This is a genomic window from Streptomyces gilvosporeus, assembly GCF_002082195.1.
In the GTDB taxonomy this organism is placed as follows: domain Bacteria; phylum Actinomycetota; class Actinomycetes; order Streptomycetales; family Streptomycetaceae; genus Streptomyces; species Streptomyces gilvosporeus.
The window spans coordinates 3,677,331-3,695,483 of the sequence record NZ_CP020569.1 but is presented as its reverse complement, the minus strand read 5'-3'; the positions used below and the strand labels follow the sequence as shown (position 1 = coordinate 3,695,483).

At 71.1% G+C, this 18,153-nt stretch carries 14 protein-coding genes and 1 tRNA gene; 7 read left to right on the top strand and 8 right to left on the bottom strand.

The annotated features are described in order from the left end of the window. Positions 1 to 16: 16 nt before the first annotated feature. Entirely contained in the window at positions 17 to 2,344 is a 2,328-nt protein-coding gene (locus tag B1H19_RS16300; RefSeq protein WP_083105425.1) for a xanthine dehydrogenase family protein molybdopterin-binding subunit, read from the top strand. 325 nt (positions 2,345 to 2,669) lie between these two features. On the opposite strand, the gene B1H19_RS16295 is transcribed toward B1H19_RS16300, so the two are convergent. Beyond that, positions 2,670 to 2,744, bottom strand: a tRNA-Cys gene (locus B1H19_RS16295). A 139-nt stretch (positions 2,745 to 2,883) separates the two neighbouring features. Continuing rightward, positions 2,884 to 4,410 carry a hypothetical protein gene (locus B1H19_RS16290; RefSeq protein WP_237289336.1) on the bottom strand — a complete coding sequence of 509 codons (1,527 nt, stop codon included), beginning with the start codon at positions 4,408 to 4,410 and terminating at the stop codon, positions 2,884 to 2,886. A gap of 426 nt (positions 4,411 to 4,836) precedes the next feature. On the opposite strand from B1H19_RS16290, the gene B1H19_RS16285 reads away from it, so the two are divergent. The 4 genes from B1H19_RS16285 (at position 4,837) to B1H19_RS16270 (ending at position 10,365) form a co-directional block, all read left to right on the top strand. After that, entirely contained in the window at positions 4,837 to 6,339 is a 1,503-nt protein-coding gene (locus B1H19_RS16285; protein ID WP_083105424.1) for an MFS transporter, read from the top strand. 411 nt (positions 6,340 to 6,750) lie between these two features. Then, on the top strand, positions 6,751 to 8,547 hold the full coding sequence (locus B1H19_RS16280) for a DEAD/DEAH box helicase (protein WP_083105423.1): 1,797 nt from the start codon (positions 6,751 to 6,753) through the stop codon (positions 8,545 to 8,547). A 291-nt stretch (positions 8,548 to 8,838) separates the two neighbouring features. After that, the gene (locus B1H19_RS16275; RefSeq protein ID WP_083105422.1) at positions 8,839 to 9,480 is read left to right on the top strand and encodes an IclR family transcriptional regulator; all 642 of its coding nucleotides are present in this window, start codon (positions 8,839 to 8,841) and stop codon (positions 9,478 to 9,480) included. 99 nt (positions 9,481 to 9,579) lie between these two features. Continuing rightward, positions 9,580 to 10,365: a S16 family serine protease gene (locus B1H19_RS16270; RefSeq protein ID WP_083105421.1), complete on the top strand. Its 786-nt coding sequence runs from the start codon at positions 9,580 to 9,582 to the stop codon at positions 10,363 to 10,365. Positions 10,366 to 10,406: 41 nt separating this feature from the next. On the opposite strand, the gene B1H19_RS16265 is transcribed toward B1H19_RS16270, so the two are convergent. The 6 genes from B1H19_RS16265 to B1H19_RS16240 form a co-directional block, all read right to left on the bottom strand. Continuing rightward, positions 10,407 to 10,826 carry a hypothetical protein gene (locus B1H19_RS16265; protein ID WP_083105420.1) on the bottom strand — a complete coding sequence of 140 codons (420 nt, stop codon included), beginning with the start codon at positions 10,824 to 10,826 and terminating at the stop codon, positions 10,407 to 10,409. Positions 10,827 to 10,954: 128 nt separating this feature from the next. Next, positions 10,955 to 12,022, bottom strand: a complete 1,068-nt coding sequence (locus B1H19_RS16260) for a glycine betaine ABC transporter substrate-binding protein (RefSeq protein ID WP_083105419.1) — start codon at positions 12,020 to 12,022, stop codon at positions 10,955 to 10,957. After that, positions 12,022 to 12,918 carry an ABC transporter permease gene (locus B1H19_RS16255; RefSeq protein ID WP_107426018.1) on the bottom strand — a complete coding sequence of 299 codons (897 nt, stop codon included), beginning with the start codon at positions 12,916 to 12,918 and terminating at the stop codon, positions 12,022 to 12,024. The genes B1H19_RS16260 and B1H19_RS16255 overlap by 1 nt, the downstream gene beginning before the upstream one ends. Then, on the bottom strand, positions 12,915 to 14,198 hold the full coding sequence (locus B1H19_RS16250) for a betaine/proline/choline family ABC transporter ATP-binding protein (RefSeq protein ID WP_083105418.1): 1,284 nt from the start codon (positions 14,196 to 14,198) through the stop codon (positions 12,915 to 12,917). The genes B1H19_RS16255 and B1H19_RS16250 overlap by 4 nt, the downstream gene beginning before the upstream one ends. Next, positions 14,191 to 14,838, bottom strand: a complete 648-nt coding sequence (locus B1H19_RS16245) for an ABC transporter permease (RefSeq protein ID WP_083105417.1) — start codon at positions 14,836 to 14,838, stop codon at positions 14,191 to 14,193. Before B1H19_RS16245 ends, B1H19_RS16250 begins: the two co-directional genes overlap by 8 nt. Positions 14,839 to 14,854: 16 nt before the next feature. Next, positions 14,855 to 15,322, bottom strand: coding sequence for an Lrp/AsnC family transcriptional regulator (locus tag B1H19_RS16240; RefSeq protein ID WP_030069270.1), 468 nt, complete (start codon positions 15,320 to 15,322; stop codon positions 14,855 to 14,857). A gap of 129 nt (positions 15,323 to 15,451) precedes the next feature. On the opposite strand from B1H19_RS16240, the gene hppD reads away from it, so the two are divergent. Together hppD and B1H19_RS16230 are read left to right on the top strand one after the other, a co-directional pair. After that, positions 15,452 to 16,606, top strand: coding sequence for a 4-hydroxyphenylpyruvate dioxygenase (hppD, locus tag B1H19_RS16235; protein WP_083105416.1), 1,155 nt, complete (start codon positions 15,452 to 15,454; stop codon positions 16,604 to 16,606). A gap of 156 nt (positions 16,607 to 16,762) precedes the next feature. Further along, positions 16,763 to 18,127: an FAD-binding oxidoreductase gene (locus B1H19_RS16230; protein WP_083105415.1), complete on the top strand. Its 1,365-nt coding sequence runs from the start codon at positions 16,763 to 16,765 to the stop codon at positions 18,125 to 18,127. Positions 18,128 to 18,153 lie beyond the last annotated feature (26 nt).

Sequence of the window (18,153 nt, the reverse complement as noted above, 5' to 3'; positions counted from 1 at the left end):
GAAGCGAGGGGGCGGCATGAACGGCACGACAGACGGCGCCGTCACCGTGACACCCGCAACCGGCGTCCCCGTCCCGCCCGAGGAGACGGCGCCGCACGGCCTGGGCATCTCCCTGCCGCCCGCGGACGCGTCCGCGAAGACCGAGGGCACCTTCCCGTACGCCGCCGACCTGTGGGCCGAAGGGCTGCTGTGGGCCGCCGTGCTGCGCTCCCCGCACCCGAGGGCGCGCATCGTGTCCATCGACACCAAGCCCGCGGCGGAGATGGAGGGCGTGCGCGCCGTCGTCACCCACGAGGACGTCCCCGGTGACGCGGGGCACGGCCGCGGCGTCGCCGACCGCCCGGTCTTCGCCAAGGACGAGGTCCGCCACCACGGCGAGCCGATCGCCGCGGTGGCCGCCGACCACCCCGACACCGCACGGCTGGCCGCCGCCGCCATCGCCGTTGAGTACGAGGTCCTGGAGGCCGTCACCGACCCGCAGCTGGCCTTCGAGGCCGAGCCGCTGCACCCCGACGGCAACCTCATCCGGCACATCCCGCTCCGCTTCGGCGACCCGGAGGCGGTCGGCGAGGTGATGGTCGAGGGCTTCTACCGGATCGGCCGGCAGGACCCGGCGCCCATCGGGGCCGAGGCCGGACTCGCGGTGCCGCGCCCCGACGGCGGTGTGGAGATCTACACCGCCTCCACCGACCCGCACACCGACCGGGACCTGGCCGCCGCTTCGTTCGGCCTCGACCCCGAGCGCGTCAAGGTGGTCGTCACCGGCGTCCCCGGTGCCACCGCCGACCGCGAGGACCCCGGCATCCAGCTGTCGCTGGGCCTGCTGGCGCTGCGCACGGGCTGCCCGGTGAAGCTCGCCGCCACCCGGGAGGAATCCTTCCTCGCGCACGCCCACCGCCACCCCACGCTGCTGCGCTACCGCCACCACGCCGACGCCGACGGCAAGCTGGTCAAGGTGGAGGCGCAGATCCTGATGGACGCCGGCGCCTACGCGGACACCTCCGCCGAGGCCCTGGCCGCCGCCGTCTCCTTCGCCTGCGGCCCCTACGTCGTCCCGCACGCGGTGGTCGAGGGCTGGGCGGTGCGCACCAACAATCCGCCGTCGGGCCATATGCGCGGTGAGGGCGCGATGCAGGTCTGCGCGGCATACGAGGGCCAGATGGACAAGCTGGCCGCCCAGTTGGGCCTGGAGCCCGACGAGCTCCGGATGCGCAATGTGATGGCCACCGGGGACCTGCTGCCCACGGGCCAGACCGTCACCTGCCCGGCCCCGGTCGCCGAACTCCTGAGCGCCGTCAAGGAAGCGCCGCTGCCCGAGCTGCCCAAGGACACCCCCGAAGCGGAATGGCTGCTGCCGGGCGGGCCCGAGGGCGCGGGCGAACCGGGCGCGGTGCGCCGCGGCGTCGGCTACGCCCTGGGCATGGTGCACATGCTCGGCGCCGAGGGCACCGACGAGGTCTCCACCGCCACCGTCAAGGTCAGCGGCTCGGTCGCCACCGTCATCTGCGCCGCGGTCGAGACGGGTTCGGGTTTCTCCACCCTGGCCCGGCAGATCGTCCAGGAGACCCTCGGGGTCGAAGAGGTGCACGTCGCGGGCGTCGACACCGACCAGCCCCCGGCCGGACCGGCCTGCCACGGACGGCACACCTGGGTCTCCGGCGGCGCCGTCGAACGCGCCGCCAAGATGGTCCGCACTCAGCTCCTCCAGCCGCTGGCCCACAAGTTCGGGATGTCCACCGAGCTGCTCTCCATCACCGACGGCAAGATCACCTCGTACGACGGGGTGCTCAGTACGACCGTCACCGAGGCGCTGGACGGCAAGGAACTGTGGGCCACCGCCCAGTGCCGGCCGCATCCGACCGAGCCGCTGGACGAGGGCGGTCAGGGCGACGCCTTCGTCGGCCTCGCCTTCTGCGCCATCCGGTGCGTCGCGGACGTCGACATCGAACTGGGCACCATCCGGGTCGTGGAGATGACCGTGGCCCAGGACGTGGGCCGGGTGCTCAACCCGGCCCAGCTGCGGGCTCGTATCGAGGCCGGCGTCACCCAGGGCCTGGGCGCCGCCCTGATGGAGAACCTGCGCACCACCCGCGGTCAGGTCCGCCACCCGGACCTGACCGGCTACGCGCTGCCCACCGCGCTCGACGCCCCCGACATCCGCATCGTCAAACTCGTCGAGGAACGCGACGTGGTCGCCCCCTTCGGCGCCAAGCCCGCCAGCGCCGTCCCGGTCGTCACCTCCCCGGCCGCCGTCGCCTCCGCCGTCCGCGCCGCCACCGGCCGCCCCATCGGCCGCCTCCCGATCCGCCCCCAGGCGGCGGTGGCCCAGGCGGTCCAGCAGTAGGACGGGGCGGGGCGGGCGTTGGCCCCGCCCCGCCGGCCACCCACCCCTCTTGTTTTTTCCCCGCCGCCCACCCCCCTTCGGGGGGTGGGCGGGTGTATGAGCACGGGTGCACGTACGGCGCGTACGCCACGTCCGGCGAGTCCTCCCGCAAGGCCGTTGTCAGTGGCGTCACTTACCGTGATTTCCAGAGCGCGGTACGGCGTCGAGCGGACGAGAGGCGGGGGAGTCGTATGAGGGCGAACGGCTTGCGGGGGATCGTGCAGCGGTTCGTGCGCGGGACGCGAAGCACGGGAAGGCGCGGCCCGCACGGGGGCGTTCGGTGCGATGGAGGCCGTGGCGGGATTCGAACCCACGTAACTCGCTTTGCAGGCGAGCCCCTGAACCACTCGGGCACACGGCCGGGCTTTGGTGCTGTGCCGACTTTAGGCAGCGGGGCAGGGGGCCCGGCAAGGGTGTCGGGCGCCCTGTCACGAAGGTGCAATGTGCGGCAATGCGGGGTTCATGAACGGGGGGTGGTCGGGGCTCTGGTGGGCCGGTGGTCAAGGGGCGGGGGCGGTGTCCCGTACGGCTACCAGGCCGTTGAAGACGCCGGCGTAGGCCGTGCCGTCCGGGCCGAGGGTGATCGGGGCCCAGTTGTTGTCGTAGAGGGGGCCGGTGCCGGTGAGGCGCTTGAAGCGGGTGCGGCCGGTGCGGAAGTCGACGGCGGTCAGGTACCAAGCGTCGATGCCCAGCCGGTTGGGGTCTTTTGTGTAGAAGTAGAGCAGGCCGTTGGCGGTCGAGAGCTTGGCGACGCTGGAGGGGGCGCGTTCCCCGCTCTGCCAGACGGTGTCGCAGCCGCTGCCGTCCGGCCGGATGTCGATCCTGGTGATGCCTCCGGGCACGGACTTGCCGAAGAGGAGCGAAGTGACGTTCTCGTAGCCGTAGTTGTTCTCGACGACGAGGCTGTTGCCGTAGCCGATGAGGGAGTTGTCCGTGGTGGAGGTGCCGGCGCCGAAGACGGGGACCTTGCAGACCAGACGGCCGGCGGCCGTGCCGGTGCGGCGGTAGACCAGGACGTTCATCCGGTCGTCGGCGTTGTCGGTGATCGCGGTGTACGGGTGGGCGGCGTCGCCGAGGAGGGTGGGCGTGGTGCCGGAGCCCTGGTTGATCGAGCCGGGTTTGCCGCCCGTGCCGCGGTCGTAGGTCCGGCGCCACTGGATGTGCGGGGTGCCGTCGGCGTCCGCGCGCAGGCTGTAGAGGGCGTGGTCGGAGACGAGAGAGACCCCGTCCCTCGCTGCCGAGAAGCTGTTCTGGATCTCCTCGCCGGGCAGCCGGATGGCGTGTACGGCGCCGGTGTCCGGGGCGATGGTGCCGATCCGGCCCTTACGGGTGACCCACCAGATCCGGCCGTTCCAGTCGGGCTGCACGGAGGTGACCGGATCGCAGGTGCCGCGCGGGTGGAGGTTGGTCCAGCCGACGCAGTCGTGCGGGACGTACGGGGTCAGGTCCCAGTCGTCGTCGACGCTGAAGTGCCAGGAGCCGTCGGGGGATCGGTGGTGGGACAGCCGCAGGACGTGCTGGCGGGAGTCGGCCAGGACGACCCGGTCCCGGTGGTCGAGGTAGAAGTAGGCGCCGCCCGAGGTGTCCTTGAAGATCTTGGAGAAGTCGAGGCGGGTGATCGCCTCGACGGTCGACGGGCGCTGCGGCAGCCTGTACTCGGCGAGGGTGGCCAGGCTCCCGGGGTCCAGCAGCTTGAGACGAAAGCCCTGGAAGGTGCCGCAGACGGTCAGCAGGCGGCCGGCGCGGTCGAAGGTGACGGTCGCGCACTCGCCGCCGAGCGCCGCCATCCTCTCGCTGGTCACGGCGGGCCGTACGCCCAGCGGCCCGGGGAAGGGATGGGTGTCGCTGCTCGCGCCGTCACCGTGCATACCGGCCCGGCCGTTGGGCGCCAGATACGGGTTCTGCGGCGGCGCCTGGCCGGCGGGCAGCGGGTGCGCGGCGGCCGGAGCGCCCTCGTACTGCGGCACGAGCCGGTGACCGGGGGCGGGCGGTATCGGCGCCGCCTGTGCCCCCGGGGAGAGCGCCACGGCCCCGGGCAGCGCGAGTGCCAGGACGGCGAACGCCGTGCCGGCGCGCGTCCGAAGCCCGCCTCCCGCCCCTCTCCCGCCCGCCCCGGGAAGCCTCGGCCGTGCACGCCGTGGCCGCACACGTCCCGTCGGCACAAGTCCCGTGCCCGTCCGCGTAGTTGTCTGCATCCGCACGCTTCGCATCCGCACTCCTTTACCGTCGGTAACGGCGGTGAGGTTAGGGCGGCCACGATGCGGAGTCCATGGTGTCCGGGGTGCCGCCATGCAGCGTTCACACGGCCGTCAGGAGCGCAGGAACGCCTCACCACCGGCCCGAACGGCTCCGGGGCCCGGCCCTGCCCCGTCCCCCGACGTAGTCCCCGAGGCCGACCGCATCCCCGCCCCCGGACAGGGGTGCATCCGTACTTCGGCCCTTACCCTGGCCGGATGACCGCTGACGACCCCCACCCGGCCCCCCGCCCCGGCGACACCGACCTCGCCGCCCTCCCCACGCCCACCCCCACGCACACCACGGGCTCCGACGGCGTGCTCTCCCGCCCCTACCGCGCCCTGACCTGCGGCATCATCTCCGTCGTCTCGCTCGTCGCCTTCGAGGCGAGCGCCGTGAACACCGCGATGCCGCTCGCCGCCCGCGCCCTGGACGGCATCGCGCTCTACGCCTTCGCCTTCTCCGCCTTCTTCACGGCGAGCCTGTTCGCCATGGCGCTCGCGGGCGAATGGTGCGACCGGCGCGGGCCGCTGGCGCCGCTGTTCAGCGGGATCGCGGCCTTCGGGGTGGGGCTGCTGGTCGCCGGCGGCGCGGGGAGCATGGGGATGTTCATCGTCGGCCGCGGGGTGCAGGGCGTCGGCGGCGGGCTGGTGGTGGTCTCGCTGTACGTCGTGGTCGGGCGCGCCTATCCCGAACGGCTGCGACCGGCGGTGATGGCGTCGTTCTCGGCGGCCTGGGTGGTGCCGGTGATCGTCGGCCCGCTGGTCTCCGGCACGGTCAGCGAACACCTCGGCTGGCGCTGGGTCTTCCTCTCCATCCCCCTCCTGATACTGCTGCCGCTCGCGGTCATGCTCCCGGCGCTGCGCACACTGCCCCGTACGGCCCCCGGGAACGAAGGCGGCGCGCGGCACATCCTGGGCAGTCGGCGCTCGCTGCTCGCGCTGGCGGTGGCGGCCGGCGCCTGTCTGCTCCAGTACGCGGGCCAGCACCCGGACTGGACCGCGCTGCCGCCGGCCGCCGTGGGCGCCGTCCTGCTGGTGCCGGCCATAGTGCGCCTGCTGCCGCGCGGGACGTTCCGGTCGGCGCGCGGGCTGCCCTCCGTCGTTCTGATGCGCGGTCTGGCGGCCGGGGCGCTGGTGGCCGCGGAGAGCTTCATCCCGCTGATGCTGGTCACCCAGCGCGGCCTGTCCGCCACCCTGGCCGGGCTCTCCCTCACCGGCGGCGGCCTGACCTGGGCGCTCGGCTCGTACGTCCAGAGCCGCCCGCGCCTGGAGCCGTACCGGGAACGGCTGATGGGCCTGGGCATGGCCTTCCTGGCCGCCGCCATCGGCCTGGTGCCGCTGGCACTGCTCGACGGGGTCCCGGTCTGGATCGTCGCGGCGGCCTGGACGCTCGGCGGCTTCGGCATGGGGCTCAACATCTCCAGCGGCGGCGTACTGCTGCTGAAGCTGTCCCGGCCGGAGGAGGCCGGCAGCAATGCGGCTTCGCTCCAGATGGCCGATGCGCTCGGGAATGTGGCGTTTGTCGGTGCGAGTGGGGTGTTGTTCGTGGCCTGTGGGGGCGGGCGGATCGCGGCTTCCCCCTCCGCCTCGGCCGGCCCCGCCGCCGTGGGGCACCCGGCGGCGTTCGTGGCTGTGTTCATGGCGATGGCCGTGGTCGCGGCAACGGGCGTGGCGGTTGCGGGCCGTCTGCGCCCCACGTTGTCGGCTGGCCCGACGTAGGGCGTTCTCGCCGTAGCTCCCCCAGCTGACGCTGCTCCGCCGCTACGGCCCGGCCCCTCCCCTCCCCGTTGTGGGTGGGAGAAAACCAGTGGGGGTGCACGTAAGTGGTCGGGTGTCACGTGTGGACTCCGTCACAGATACGGACGTGAACGGCCCGCCCCCACCGGCCTCTTACCCCCCACTCACGGGAGGGGCCGCGCCGCAGGACGGAGTCCGGAGGCGTGGTCCCGCACCCGTACCAACCCACGCCCGCTGCAGGCGAAACGGCGACCAACCCCCACGCCGGGACAGTCAAAACGTCGGCCCAAGCAAAGCGCAGCGGACGGCAGGACAGCCGAAAACGTGGGGAGAATCCAGCCGCTAGGCTGTCCCGGTTGCAGATTCGCCGCCGACCACGCCCCGACGGAGACCGTGACTACCACCACCAGCGCCACCAACAACCACCACCTGTCCCCGGCCTTCCCGGGACGGGCCCCCTGGGGTACCGCGAACAAGCTGCGCGCCTGGCAGCAGGCGGCCATGGACCGGTACATCCAGACCCAGCCCAGGGACTTCCTCGCCGTCGCGACGCCCGGCGCCGGTAAGACGACCTTTGCGCTCACCCTCGCGTCGTGGCTGCTGCACCACCACGTCGTGCAGCAGGTGACGGTCGTCGCGCCGACCGAACACCTCAAGAAGCAGTGGGCGGAGGCGGCGGCCCGGATCGGGATCAAGCTCGACCCGGAGTACAGCGCGGGTCCGCTCGGCCGCGAGTACCACGGCATCGCGATCACCTACGCAGGTGTCGGCGTCCGGCCGATGCTGCACAGGAATCGGATCGAGCAGCGCAAGACGCTGGTCATTCTCGACGAGATCCACCACGCCGGTGACTCGAAGTCGTGGGGCGAGGCGTGCCTGGAGGCGTTCGAGCCGGCCACCCGGCGGCTCGCGCTGACCGGTACGCCGTTCCGGTCCGACACCAACCCCATCCCGTTCGTGACGTACGAGGAGGGGAACGACGGGATCCGGCGCTCCTCCGCCGACTACACCTACGGATACGGGAACGCGCTGGGTGACGGCGTCGTCCGGCCGGTGATCTTCCTCTCCTACAGCGGCAATATGCGCTGGCGGACCAAGGCGGGCGACGAGATCGCGGCCCGGCTCGGGGAGCCGATGACCAAGGACGCGGTCTCGCAGGCATGGCGTACGGCCCTGGATCCGCGCGGCGACTGGATGCCGAATGTGCTGCGGGCGGCGGACCAGCGGCTGACCGAGGTCAGGAAGTCCATTCCGGACGCGGGCGCCCTGGTCATCGCCTCCGACCAGGAGCAGGCCCGTGCCTACGCCAAGCTGATCCGCGAGATCACCGGGCACGGCGCCACCCTCGTCCTGTCCGACGACTCCGGCGCCTCCCAGCGCATCGACGACTTCTCCCACTCCGACGACCGGTGGATGGTCGCGGTGCGGATGGTGTCCGAGGGCGTCGACGTACCGCGGCTGGCGGTCGGGGTGTATGCCACGACGATCTCCACTCCGCTGTTCTTCGCGCAGGCCGTGGGGCGTTTCGTACGGTCCAGGCGGCGCGGCGAGACCGCTTCCGTCTTCCTGCCGACCGTCCCGATGCTGCTCGGCTTCGCCAACGAGATGGAGGTCGAGCGCGATCATGTGCTCGACAAGCCGAAGAAGGACGGGGAGGAAGACCCCTACGCCGAGTCCGAGAAGGAAATGGACGAGGCGAACAAGGAGCAGGACGAGGACACCGGTGAGCAGGAGCAGTTCTCGTTCGAGGCGCTGGAGTCGGAGGCGGTCTTCGACCGGGTGCTGTACGACGGCGCGGAATTCGGCATGCAGGCGCATGCGGGCAGCGAGGAGGAGCAGGACTACCTCGGCATCCCCGGGCTGCTGGAGCCGGACCAGGTGCAGATGCTGCTCCAGAAGCGGCAGGCCCGGCAGATCGCGCACAGCCGGAAGAAGCCGGATGCGGAGGCGGATCTGCTGGAGATACCCGCCGAGCGGCGGCCGGTGGTCACGCACAAGGAGCTGCTGGAGCTCCGTAAGCAGCTGAACACGCTGGTCGGCGCGTATGTGCACCAGAGCGGCAAACCGCACGGGGTGATCCACACCGAGCTGCGGCGGGTGTGCGGCGGGCCGCCCAGCGCGGAGGCCACCGCCGGGCAGCTCAACGAGCGGATCAAGAAGGTACGGGAGTGGGCCACCCGGATGCGCTGAGCGCCGTGGCCCGACGTCTCACTTACTGGGCGGTGCACCCTTTCGGGCTGCGCCGCCCTCCGTCATTCCCGGGACCTTTCGGGGCGTTCCGGGCTCCGTAGCCCGGATTCTGGACGAACTCTTCCGCTGACCGGACTTGCTCGCTACTGTCCCGCTCACGCACACGCCCCGTGGCAGCGCCGCCGCGGAGCGCAGCCGGGCCACATGGGGCCGGCGGCCTCTTGCGACGCTGCTCGGGACACGCAGCACCGCGCGTGAGGAGCGCCGCCAACCGAACCAGGAGGGGGCGTCGTGACCGCGGAGACCTCCCAGACGCTTGACCGGGGACTACGCGTCCTCAAACTTCTCGCCGACACCGACCACGGGCTGACCGTCACCGAGCTGTCCAACAAGCTCGGCGTCAACCGCACCGTCGTCTACCGTCTGCTCGCCACGCTGGAGCAGCACGCCCTGGTGCGCCGGGACATCGGCGGCCGGGCACGGGTCGGCCTCGGGGTGCTGCGCCTGGGCCGCCAGGTGCATCCGCTGGTCAGAGAGGCGGCCCTGCCCGCGCTGCGCGCGCTCGCCGAGGACATCGGGGCCACCGCCCACCTCACCCTGGTCGACGGCTCCGAAGCGCTGGCCGTCGCCGTGGTGGAGCCCACCTGGACGGACTACCACGTCGCCTACCGGGCCGGTTTCCGCCATCCGCTGGACCGGGGAGCGGCCGGCCGGGCCATTCTCAAGGCCCGCCAGGGACTCATCCAGGACGGCGGACTGGCCCTGACGCACGGGGAATTGGAGGCCGGCGCCAGCGGGGCGGCGGCACCGCTGGTCGGGGTGAGTGGCATCGAGGGCAGCGTGGGCGTGGTGATGCTCGCCGACGCCGTCTCCGAACGGATCGGGCCGCGGGTGATCGAGGCGGCCCGGGAGGTGTCGGAGGCGTTGCGGTGAGCCGACCGGCCCGTGGCGAGGTGTGAAGGCGCGGTGGCCGAGTCGTGACGCCCGGAGCCTCGAGGGGCTGCCGGGGCGGGGGTCATTTAGGCTGGCGGCGTGTCTCCACGCGCTCGCACCCTGGCGGTCTGCTCCGCCCCCGTCCTCGGCCTCCTTGTGACCGCTGCCCTGGTGCCGCTGCCGTACTCCGTGGCCTATCCGGGGATGACGGCCAATGTGCTCGGTCAGGACAAGGGCAAGCCGGTGATCACCATCACCGGTGCCGGCACCCGCAAGACGACCGGGCAGCTGCGGATGACCTCGATCGTCGCCACCGGCCCGGCCGCCTCGGTGCGTCTGCCGGACATCGTGACGGCCTGGTTCCGTACGGACGAGGCGGCGATGCCGCGCGAGGCGGTCTACCCGGTGGGCAACAACACCGAGGAGATCGCGGAGCACAACGCCCAGCAGATGAAGCACTCGCAGGACTCGGCCACCGCCGCCGCCCTCCACCAGCTGGGCAAGTCGCCCAAGGACGTCAAGGTCGCGCTGAGCCTGGCGGACGTCGGCGGACCCAGCGCCGGGCTGATGTTCGCGCTGGGCATCGTCGACAAGATGGCCGGTGACGGCAAGGGCGGCGATCTGACCGGCGGCCGGAAGATCGCGGGCACCGGCACCATCACCGCGGACGGCACGGTCGGTGCGGTCGGCGGTGTCCCGCTCAAGACCCAGGCGGCGCAGCGCGACGGCGCCACCGTCTTTCTGGTCCCCCGGGCGGAGTGCACGGACGCCCGCGCCGAGCTGCCCCAGGGCATGCGGCTGATTCCCGTCACCAGCCTGGACGGTGCGGTGCGGGCCCTCAAGGCCCTCAACTCCGGTGGCAGCGTGCCGAGTTGCCCCGGCTAGCAGCCGGCCGGAGGCGAGGGCCCGGGCGGTTACCGCCGCGCTCAGAGGGTGGCGATGGCTTCCTCGGACTGGGTGGAGAACGAGCCGTTCTCGTCCCAGTAGAAGACGGTGACCTTCACCTTGTCGCCCTTGACGAAGCCCTTGCCGGCCGGCGCGAGCTTCATCAGCACGGTGCGGGTCTCGAAGTCGCAGGTGAGCTTGGCCGCGTCGATGGCTCCCGCGGCGCTCTTCTTCCCGCCGGTGATCTTGGTGGCGTAGCCGGTCACCTGGAGGTTCACGCCGGTGTCGCAGGAGTACTTGATGTTCAGCTCCGGGCTCGACTTGTCGAGCGAGACCTTGTCGATGGCCAGCAGATTGGCCTTGGCCGAGGCCGTGGGCGCGGCGGCCAGGACGCCGGTGCCGACCAGCGCGGCGACGGTGGCGGCACCGGCGAGACGGCGCCGTATGCGGGATGCCTTCATGGAGTTGTTCCTTCCCCCTGTGTGGTCACTGCTGCGGTGTGGTCACTGCCGCAGCGACTGCAACAGATGTTCGTTTTGGGCAGCATGAACCATACGTGATCTTGGGGGCATCCCGAACCCTTTTCGCGCTATCCGCCGCCCTCCTTGATGAACCCCTCCCTGACCAGCCACGCCTTCGCGACCTCGTGCGGGTCCTGGCCCTCCACGTCCACCTTGCGGTTGAGTTCCTGGGCGACGGTGTTGTTCAGGGCCTTGGTGACCGGTGCCAACAGGGCGGCGATCTGCGGGTACTTCTTCATCGTCGCGGCGTTCATCTCGGGCGCGGCGTTGTAGTTCGGGAAGAAGTGCTTGTCGTCGGCGAGGACCTTCAGGCCCATCACCCCGATCCGGCCGTCGGTGGTGAAGACCTCGCCGAAGGTGCACGACGTGCCCTGCGCGGCCTCGGTGTAGACGACGCCGCCGGTCATCTTGCGGATGTGGCTGGAGGGGATGGTCATGCCGTAGGCCCTGGCCATGCCGGGCAGGCCGTCGTTGCGGGTGGCGAACTCGTTCTCCACGCACAGCGTGACCGCGCCGGGGTTCTTCCTGAGCAGTGCGGCGACGTCCGAAAGGTTCTTGACCGGGTACTTCTTGAGGTTGGCGGCGTTCAGGGCCAGCGCATAGGTGTTGTTGAGGCGGGACTGCGGCAGCCAGACGATGCCGTTCTTGCGGTCCGCGTCGCGCACCGCCACCCACTGCCGGTGGATGTCGGGGATCGGCTTGGTGTGGCCGAGGTGGGTGATCCAGCCGGTGCCGGTGTACTCGTACATCCCGTCCGCGGTGCCGGTGCGCACCGCCTCGCGGGCGCCGATGGTGCCCTGGATGTTGGTCTTGTCGATGACGGTGGCGCCGGCCGCCTTGAAGACCAGGCCCATGATCTGGCCGAGGATGATGTTCTCGGTGAACTCCTTGGACGTCACGGTGAGCGTGGCGCCCTTGAGCGGCAGGCCCCGGCCGACCGTGCCGGGCTTGACGTTGTCGCTCATCGGGCTGCCGCTGACCAGCCCGCAGCCGCTCACGGCGGCCGCGGCGAGCAGCAGTCCGGCGAGCGCGACGGCGGCGGTACGGGGGCGTCGGCTGGGGGCACCGCCCAGCGGTAGCCGGCGGCGGGCGCGCCCACCGGGCGGGCGGCGGCGGGTCGTTCGGCTCGGCGCCATCAGTTCGTCCCCTCCAGTCCGCGCGGCCGCAGCAGCAGTTCGGCCAGCGAGGCCAGCCATTCGACGAGCAGCGCCAGCGCCACGGTGAGCACCGAGCCCAGGATCAGGACGGGCATCCGCTGGGTGATGATGCCCGCCGAGATCAGATCGCCCAGGCCGCCACCGCCGCCGAAGGTCGCCAGCGTCGCGGTGCCGACGTTCAGGACGAGCGCGGTGCGCACGCCCGCCAGGATCAGGGGGACGGCCAGCGGCAGTTCCACCTTGCGCAGCACGCCCATCGGGGACATGCCGATACCGCGGGCCGCCTCCGTCAGCGTCGGGTCGATACCGCGCAGCCCGGCGATGGTGTTGGCCAGCACCGGCAGCACCGCGTAGATGACCATGCCGACGATGGCCGAACGCGCCCCGATGCCCAGCCAGATGACCAGCAGCACCAGCAGACCCAGGGCGGGCACGGCCTGGCCGAGGTTGGCGACGGCCATGGCGACGGGGGTCGCCCTGCGCAGCTTCGCCCGGGTCAGCGCGATGCCCAGCGGGATCGCGATGATCAGGACGAAGAAGGTGGAGACGGCGGTGAGCTGGATGTGCTGGCGCAGCGCCAGCCACACCTTGCCGTTGTCGACGGCCTGGTGGGCGATGGAGTCCAGCCGGGCGCCGCGGAACCACAGCCAGGTGGCGAGCAGCGCGGCCACCAGGAAGGCCGGCATGAAGGTCCACTTCTGCCAGCTGATCCGGCGGACACCGGCGGCCGGGGCGCGCAGCGGCGCCTCCCCGGTGGCCGTCTCCCGCTCCGCCATGTCGGTGTCGTCCAGATGGGCCAGGCCCTCCACCCCGTGGCCGTCCGGCGCCCGCCCTCCGCCCGGTCCCGCGCCGTCGCCGCTGCCGCGCGGGTTCATACCGCGCCCCCGGCCCCGCCCTCGCCGGTGTCCAGCCCCTCCTGCGCCAGCAGGGTCTCGCGGTGCCGCTGTTCCTGGAGCTGGTGCTGATGCTCCAGGGCCTCCAGCCGGTCGGCCTCCAGCAGTTCATGGACGGTGTTCATCAGCGTCTCCATGTCGACCACGCCGGTGTACTCCCCGCGCCGCCCGGTGACCGCGACCCGCCCCGCGTTGTCGGTGAGCACCGCCTCCAGCGCATCGCGCAGCGTGGCGTCCCGGGTGACCGTGTCGGTCACCGGCGTGCCGGCCCGCGCCAGCGACTGCTTGGCGCGGGCGAGGTCGCCGCGGCGCAGCCATTTGTACGGGCGGCGGTTGCGGTCCAGGAGCAGCAGTTCGTTGGTGGAGCCGTTGCGCAGCAGGTCGAAGATGTCCTGGAGGGGGTCGTCGATACCGGCTGTCGGGAAGTCGACCACGCCCACATCCCGTACGCGGCTGAGATTGAGCCGCTTGAGCGCCGCGCCCGCGCCGACGAAACCGGAGACGAAGTCGTCCGCCGGGTTGGTGAGGATGGCCTCGGGGGTGTCGAACTGGGCGATGTGCGAGCGCTCGCGCAGTACGGCGATGCGGTCGCCGAGCTTGATGGCCTCGTCGAAGTCGTGGGTGACGAAGCAGATGGTCTTGTGCAGCTCGTGCTGGAGGCGGATCAGCTCGTCCTGGAGGTGGTCGCGGGTGATCGGGTCGACCGCGCCGAACGGCTCGTCCATCAGCAGCACGGGCGGATCGGCGGCCAGCGCACGGGCGACGCCGACGCGCTGCTGCTGGCCGCCGGAGAGCTGACGCGGATAGCGGCCGTGGAACTCGCGCGGGTCCAGGCCCACCAGATCGAGCATCTCCTCGACCCGGGCGGCGATCCTGGCCCTGGACCAGCCGATCATCTTCGGTACGAGGGCGATGTTCTGCGCGACGGTCATATGAGGGAACAGCCCGGAAGCCTGGATGGCGTAGCCGACCTTGCGCCGCAGTCTGACCGGGTCCATGTCGGTGACGTCCTCGTCGCCGATGCGGATCCGTCCGGACGTCGGCTCGATCAGCCGGTTGATCATCTTCAGGGTGGTGGACTTCCCGCATCCGGACGGCCCGACGAAGATCACGATCTCGCCGGCCTTGATCTCCATGTTGACGTTGTCCACCGCGGGGGCCCGGCTCCCCGGATAGGTCTTCGTCAGGTTCTCCAGATGGATACGGGCGCCGGTCGTCCCGGCCGGTGGTGTGGTGGTGCTGGTCCCGGACGGCTCAGGCACGGATCCCCCTGGAGATGGTCAGACGTCCGATCAGGACGTACGCGGCGTCGAAGAGCAGGGCGAGGATGACGATCCCGACGGTGCCGGCGAGCACCTGGTTGAGCGAGTTGGCGCTGCCCAGCGAGGCGATCCCGCGGAAGATCTCGTTGCCCAGGCCCGGGCCGGAGGCGAAGGCGGCGATCGCGGCGATGCCCATCAGCATCTGGGTGGCGACCCGGATACCGGTGAGGATCGGCGGCCAGGCCAGCGGGAGTTCGACCCGGATCAGCCGGGCGGCACGCGACATCCCGATGCCCTTGGCCGCGTCCACCAGCGCCGGGTCCACCCCGCGCAGCCCGACGATGGCGTTGCGGACCACCGGCAGCAGCCCGTAGAGCGTCAGGGCGATGACCGTCGGGGGGACGCCGAGGCCGACGATCGGGATGAGCAGACCGATCAGGGCCAGCGAGGGAATGGTCAGGATGGTGGCGGTCGAGGTGGTGGCGAGCGAGCCGGCCCATTCGCTGCGGTAGGTGGCCACCCCGATCAGCATGCCCAGCACGGTGGCCAGCACCATGCACTGGAAGACCACGCTGGCGTGTTGATACGTATCCGTCAGCAGCTGGGTGTGCCGGGTGCCGACGTACTCCCAGAAGCTCACTCGGCGCTCCCCTCGGTCAGTCCCCCGATGCCTGCTTCACCAGGGGGATGATGCGCAGCGGAACCGGATTTTCCATGACAATCGCCGTCGAAGCCCGCACGATGCCATCAAAGCCGACAACCAGGTCGATCACACGCTGCAGATCCGCGTTGGAACGCGCAACCAGCCTGCAGAGCATGTCCCCATGTCCCGTCGTTGTATGCAGTTCCAGTACCTCGGGAACGGTCGCCAAGTGGGCGCGGATATCGCTTCCTTGGCCCTGTTTGATCTCCAACGTGGCGAACGCGGTCACCGGATAGCCCAGCGCCGCCGGGTCCACCTCCGGGCCAAAACCCCTGATGACTCCGTTCGACTGAAGCCGGTCCAGCCGCGCCTGCACCGTCCCGCGCGCCACCCCCAGCCGCCGCGACGCCTCCAGCACCCCGATTCGCGGCTCCTTGGCCAGCAGTTCCAGCAGCGCCCCGTCCAAATGATCGATCGCCATCGCTCCCGCCTCCTCTTTCCTTGGTCACCATGTACAGATAGACCGGCCTACCCGCGGTATCGCTCTACATAATGCCCATTACATGCGGAAACTATTGCGCACCTTGTGGATGGGAGGGACTCTGCCGCCATGGCAGACACCACGATGCACACCCAGCCCACCACCCCCGCCACGGCCCGGCAGGCCGACCCCTTCCCGGTCAAGGGGATGGACGCGGTCGTCTTCGCCGTCGGCAACGCCAAGCAGGCCGCCCACTACTACTCCACCGCCTTCGGCATGAAGCGCGTCGCCTACAGCGGACCGGAGAACGGCAGCCGCGAGACCGCCAGTTACGTCCTGGAATCCGGCGGCGCCCGATTCGTCTTCACCTCGGTCATCAAGCCCACCACCGACTGGGGCCGCTTCCTCGCCGACCATGTCGCCGCCCACGGTGACGGCGTCGTCGACCTGGCCATCGAGGTCCCCGACGCGCGCGCCGCCTACGCCTACGCCCTCGAACACGGCGCCACCGGCCTGACCGAGCCCTACGAGACCAAGGACGAGCACGGCACGGTCGTCCGCGCCGTCATCGCCACCTACGGCCAGACCCGCCACACCCTGGTCGAACGCACCGGCTACGACGGCCCCTACCTGCCCGGATTCGTGGCCGCCGGCCCCATCGTCGAACCCGGCCCGCGCCGCTTCCAGGCCATCGACCACTGCGTCGGCAACGTCGAACTCGGCAAGATGGACGAGTGGGTCGCCTTCTACAACAACGTCATGGGCTTCACCAATATGAAGGAGTTCGTCGGCGACGACATCGCCACCGAATACTCCGCCCTGATGTCCAAGGTCGTCGCCGACGGCACCCGCAAGGTCAAGTTCCCGCTCAACGAGCCCGCCATCGCCAAGAAGAAGTCCCAGATCGACGAGTACCTGGAGTTCTACGGCGGCCCCGGCGTCCAGCACATCGCCCTGGCCACCAACGACATCGTCGCCACCGTACGGGCCATGCGGGCGTCCGGTGTGGAGTTCCTCGACACCCCCGACACCTACTACGACACCCTCGGCGACTGGGCCGGCGAGACCAGGGTGCCCGTCGAGACGCTGCGCGAGCTGAAGATCCTCGTCGACCGCGACGAGGACGGCTATCTGCTCCAGATCTTCACCAAGCCGGTCCAGGACCGCCCCACCGTGTTCTTCGAGATGATCGAGCGGCACGGCTCCATGGGCTTCGGCAAGGGCAACTTCAAGGCCCTCTTCGAGGCGATCGAGCGGGAGCAGGAGCGCCGCGGAAACCTGTAGGGGCCCGCCCGTCACCCGACCTCCGCCCCCAGAAGGCAGCGCTGCGCGCCCGCCCGTCACCCGACCTCCGCCCCCAGAAGACAGCGCTGCGCGCTGGCCGCTCAGTGGGCCGTACGCGATCTTCCGCGTACGGCCCGCGGGTGCGAGGCTGAGGTCATGGATCTCCTCGCACAGCTGCGCGCCGGGCTCCCCGAAGAAGCCGTCCTGACCGATCCCGAGGTCACCGGCTCCTATGCCCGCGACATGGCCAACTTCTGCGCGGCGGGCGCGCCCGCCGCGGTCGTCCTGCCGCGCACCGTCGAACAGGTCCAGCATGTGATGCGCACGGCGAGTGCCCTGCGGGTGCCCGTCGTCCCGCAGGGGGCCCGTACGGGGGTGTCGGGCGCCGCCAACGCCGCCGACGGCTGCATCGTGCTGTCCCTGGTCAAGATGGACCGCATCCTGGAGATCAACCCCGTCGACCGGCTCGCCGTCGTCGAACCCGGCGTCATCAACGCCGTCCTCTCCCGTGCCGTCGCCGCCCACGGCCTCTCCTACCCGCCGGATCCCTCCAGTTGGGAGATGTGCACCATCGGCGGCAACATCGGCACCGCCGCCGGCGGTCTGTGCTGCGTCAAATACGGCGTCACCGCGGAGTACGTCCTCGGGCTGGACGTCGTCCTCGCCGACGGCCGCCTGCTGACGACCGGCCGCCGCACCGCCAAGGGCGTGGCGGGCTACGACCTGACGCGCCTCTTCGTGGGCTCCGAGGGCAGCCTGGGCATCGTCGTCCGCGCCACCCTGGCACTGAAGCCCAGCCCGCCCCAACAGCTCGCCCTCGTCGCCGAGTTCGACTCCGTGGCCGCGGCCGGCCGGGCCGTCTCCGAGATCATGGCCCGCGGGCACGTCCCCTCGCTGCTGGAGCTGATGGACCGCACCAGCATCCGCGCCGTCAACGACATGGCGCAGATGGGCCTGCCCGAGACCACCGAAGTCCTCCTGCTCGCCGCTTTCGACACCCCCGACCCGTCCGCCGACCTCGCCGCCGTCGGCGCCCTGTGCGAGGAGGCCGGCGCCACCCAGGTCGTCCCCGCCGAGAACGCCGCCGAGTCCGACCTGCTGCTCCAGGCCCGCCGGATGACCTTCACCGCGCTGGAACGGATCAAGCCCGCCATGCTGATCGACGACGTCTGCGTCCCCCGCTCCCGGCTCGCCGACATGCTGGAGGGCACCACCGCCATCGCCGAGAAGTACGGCCTGACCATCGGCGTCTGCGCCCACGCGGGCGACGGCAACACCCACCCCCTGGTCTGCTTCGACCCGGCCGACGCCGACGAGGAGCGCCGCGCCCGCGAATCCTTCGACGAGATCATGGCCCTGGGGCTCTCCCTCGGCGGCACCATCACCGGCGAACACGGCGTGGGCGTCCTGAAGAAGGACTGGCTCGCCCGCGAACTGGGGCCGGTGGGCCTGGAGTTGCAGCGCGGCATCAAGGACGTCTTCGACCCGCTGGGCATCCTCAACCCGGGAAAACTGTTCTGAGCCGCTCTGTTGGTCGCCGGGGCCCT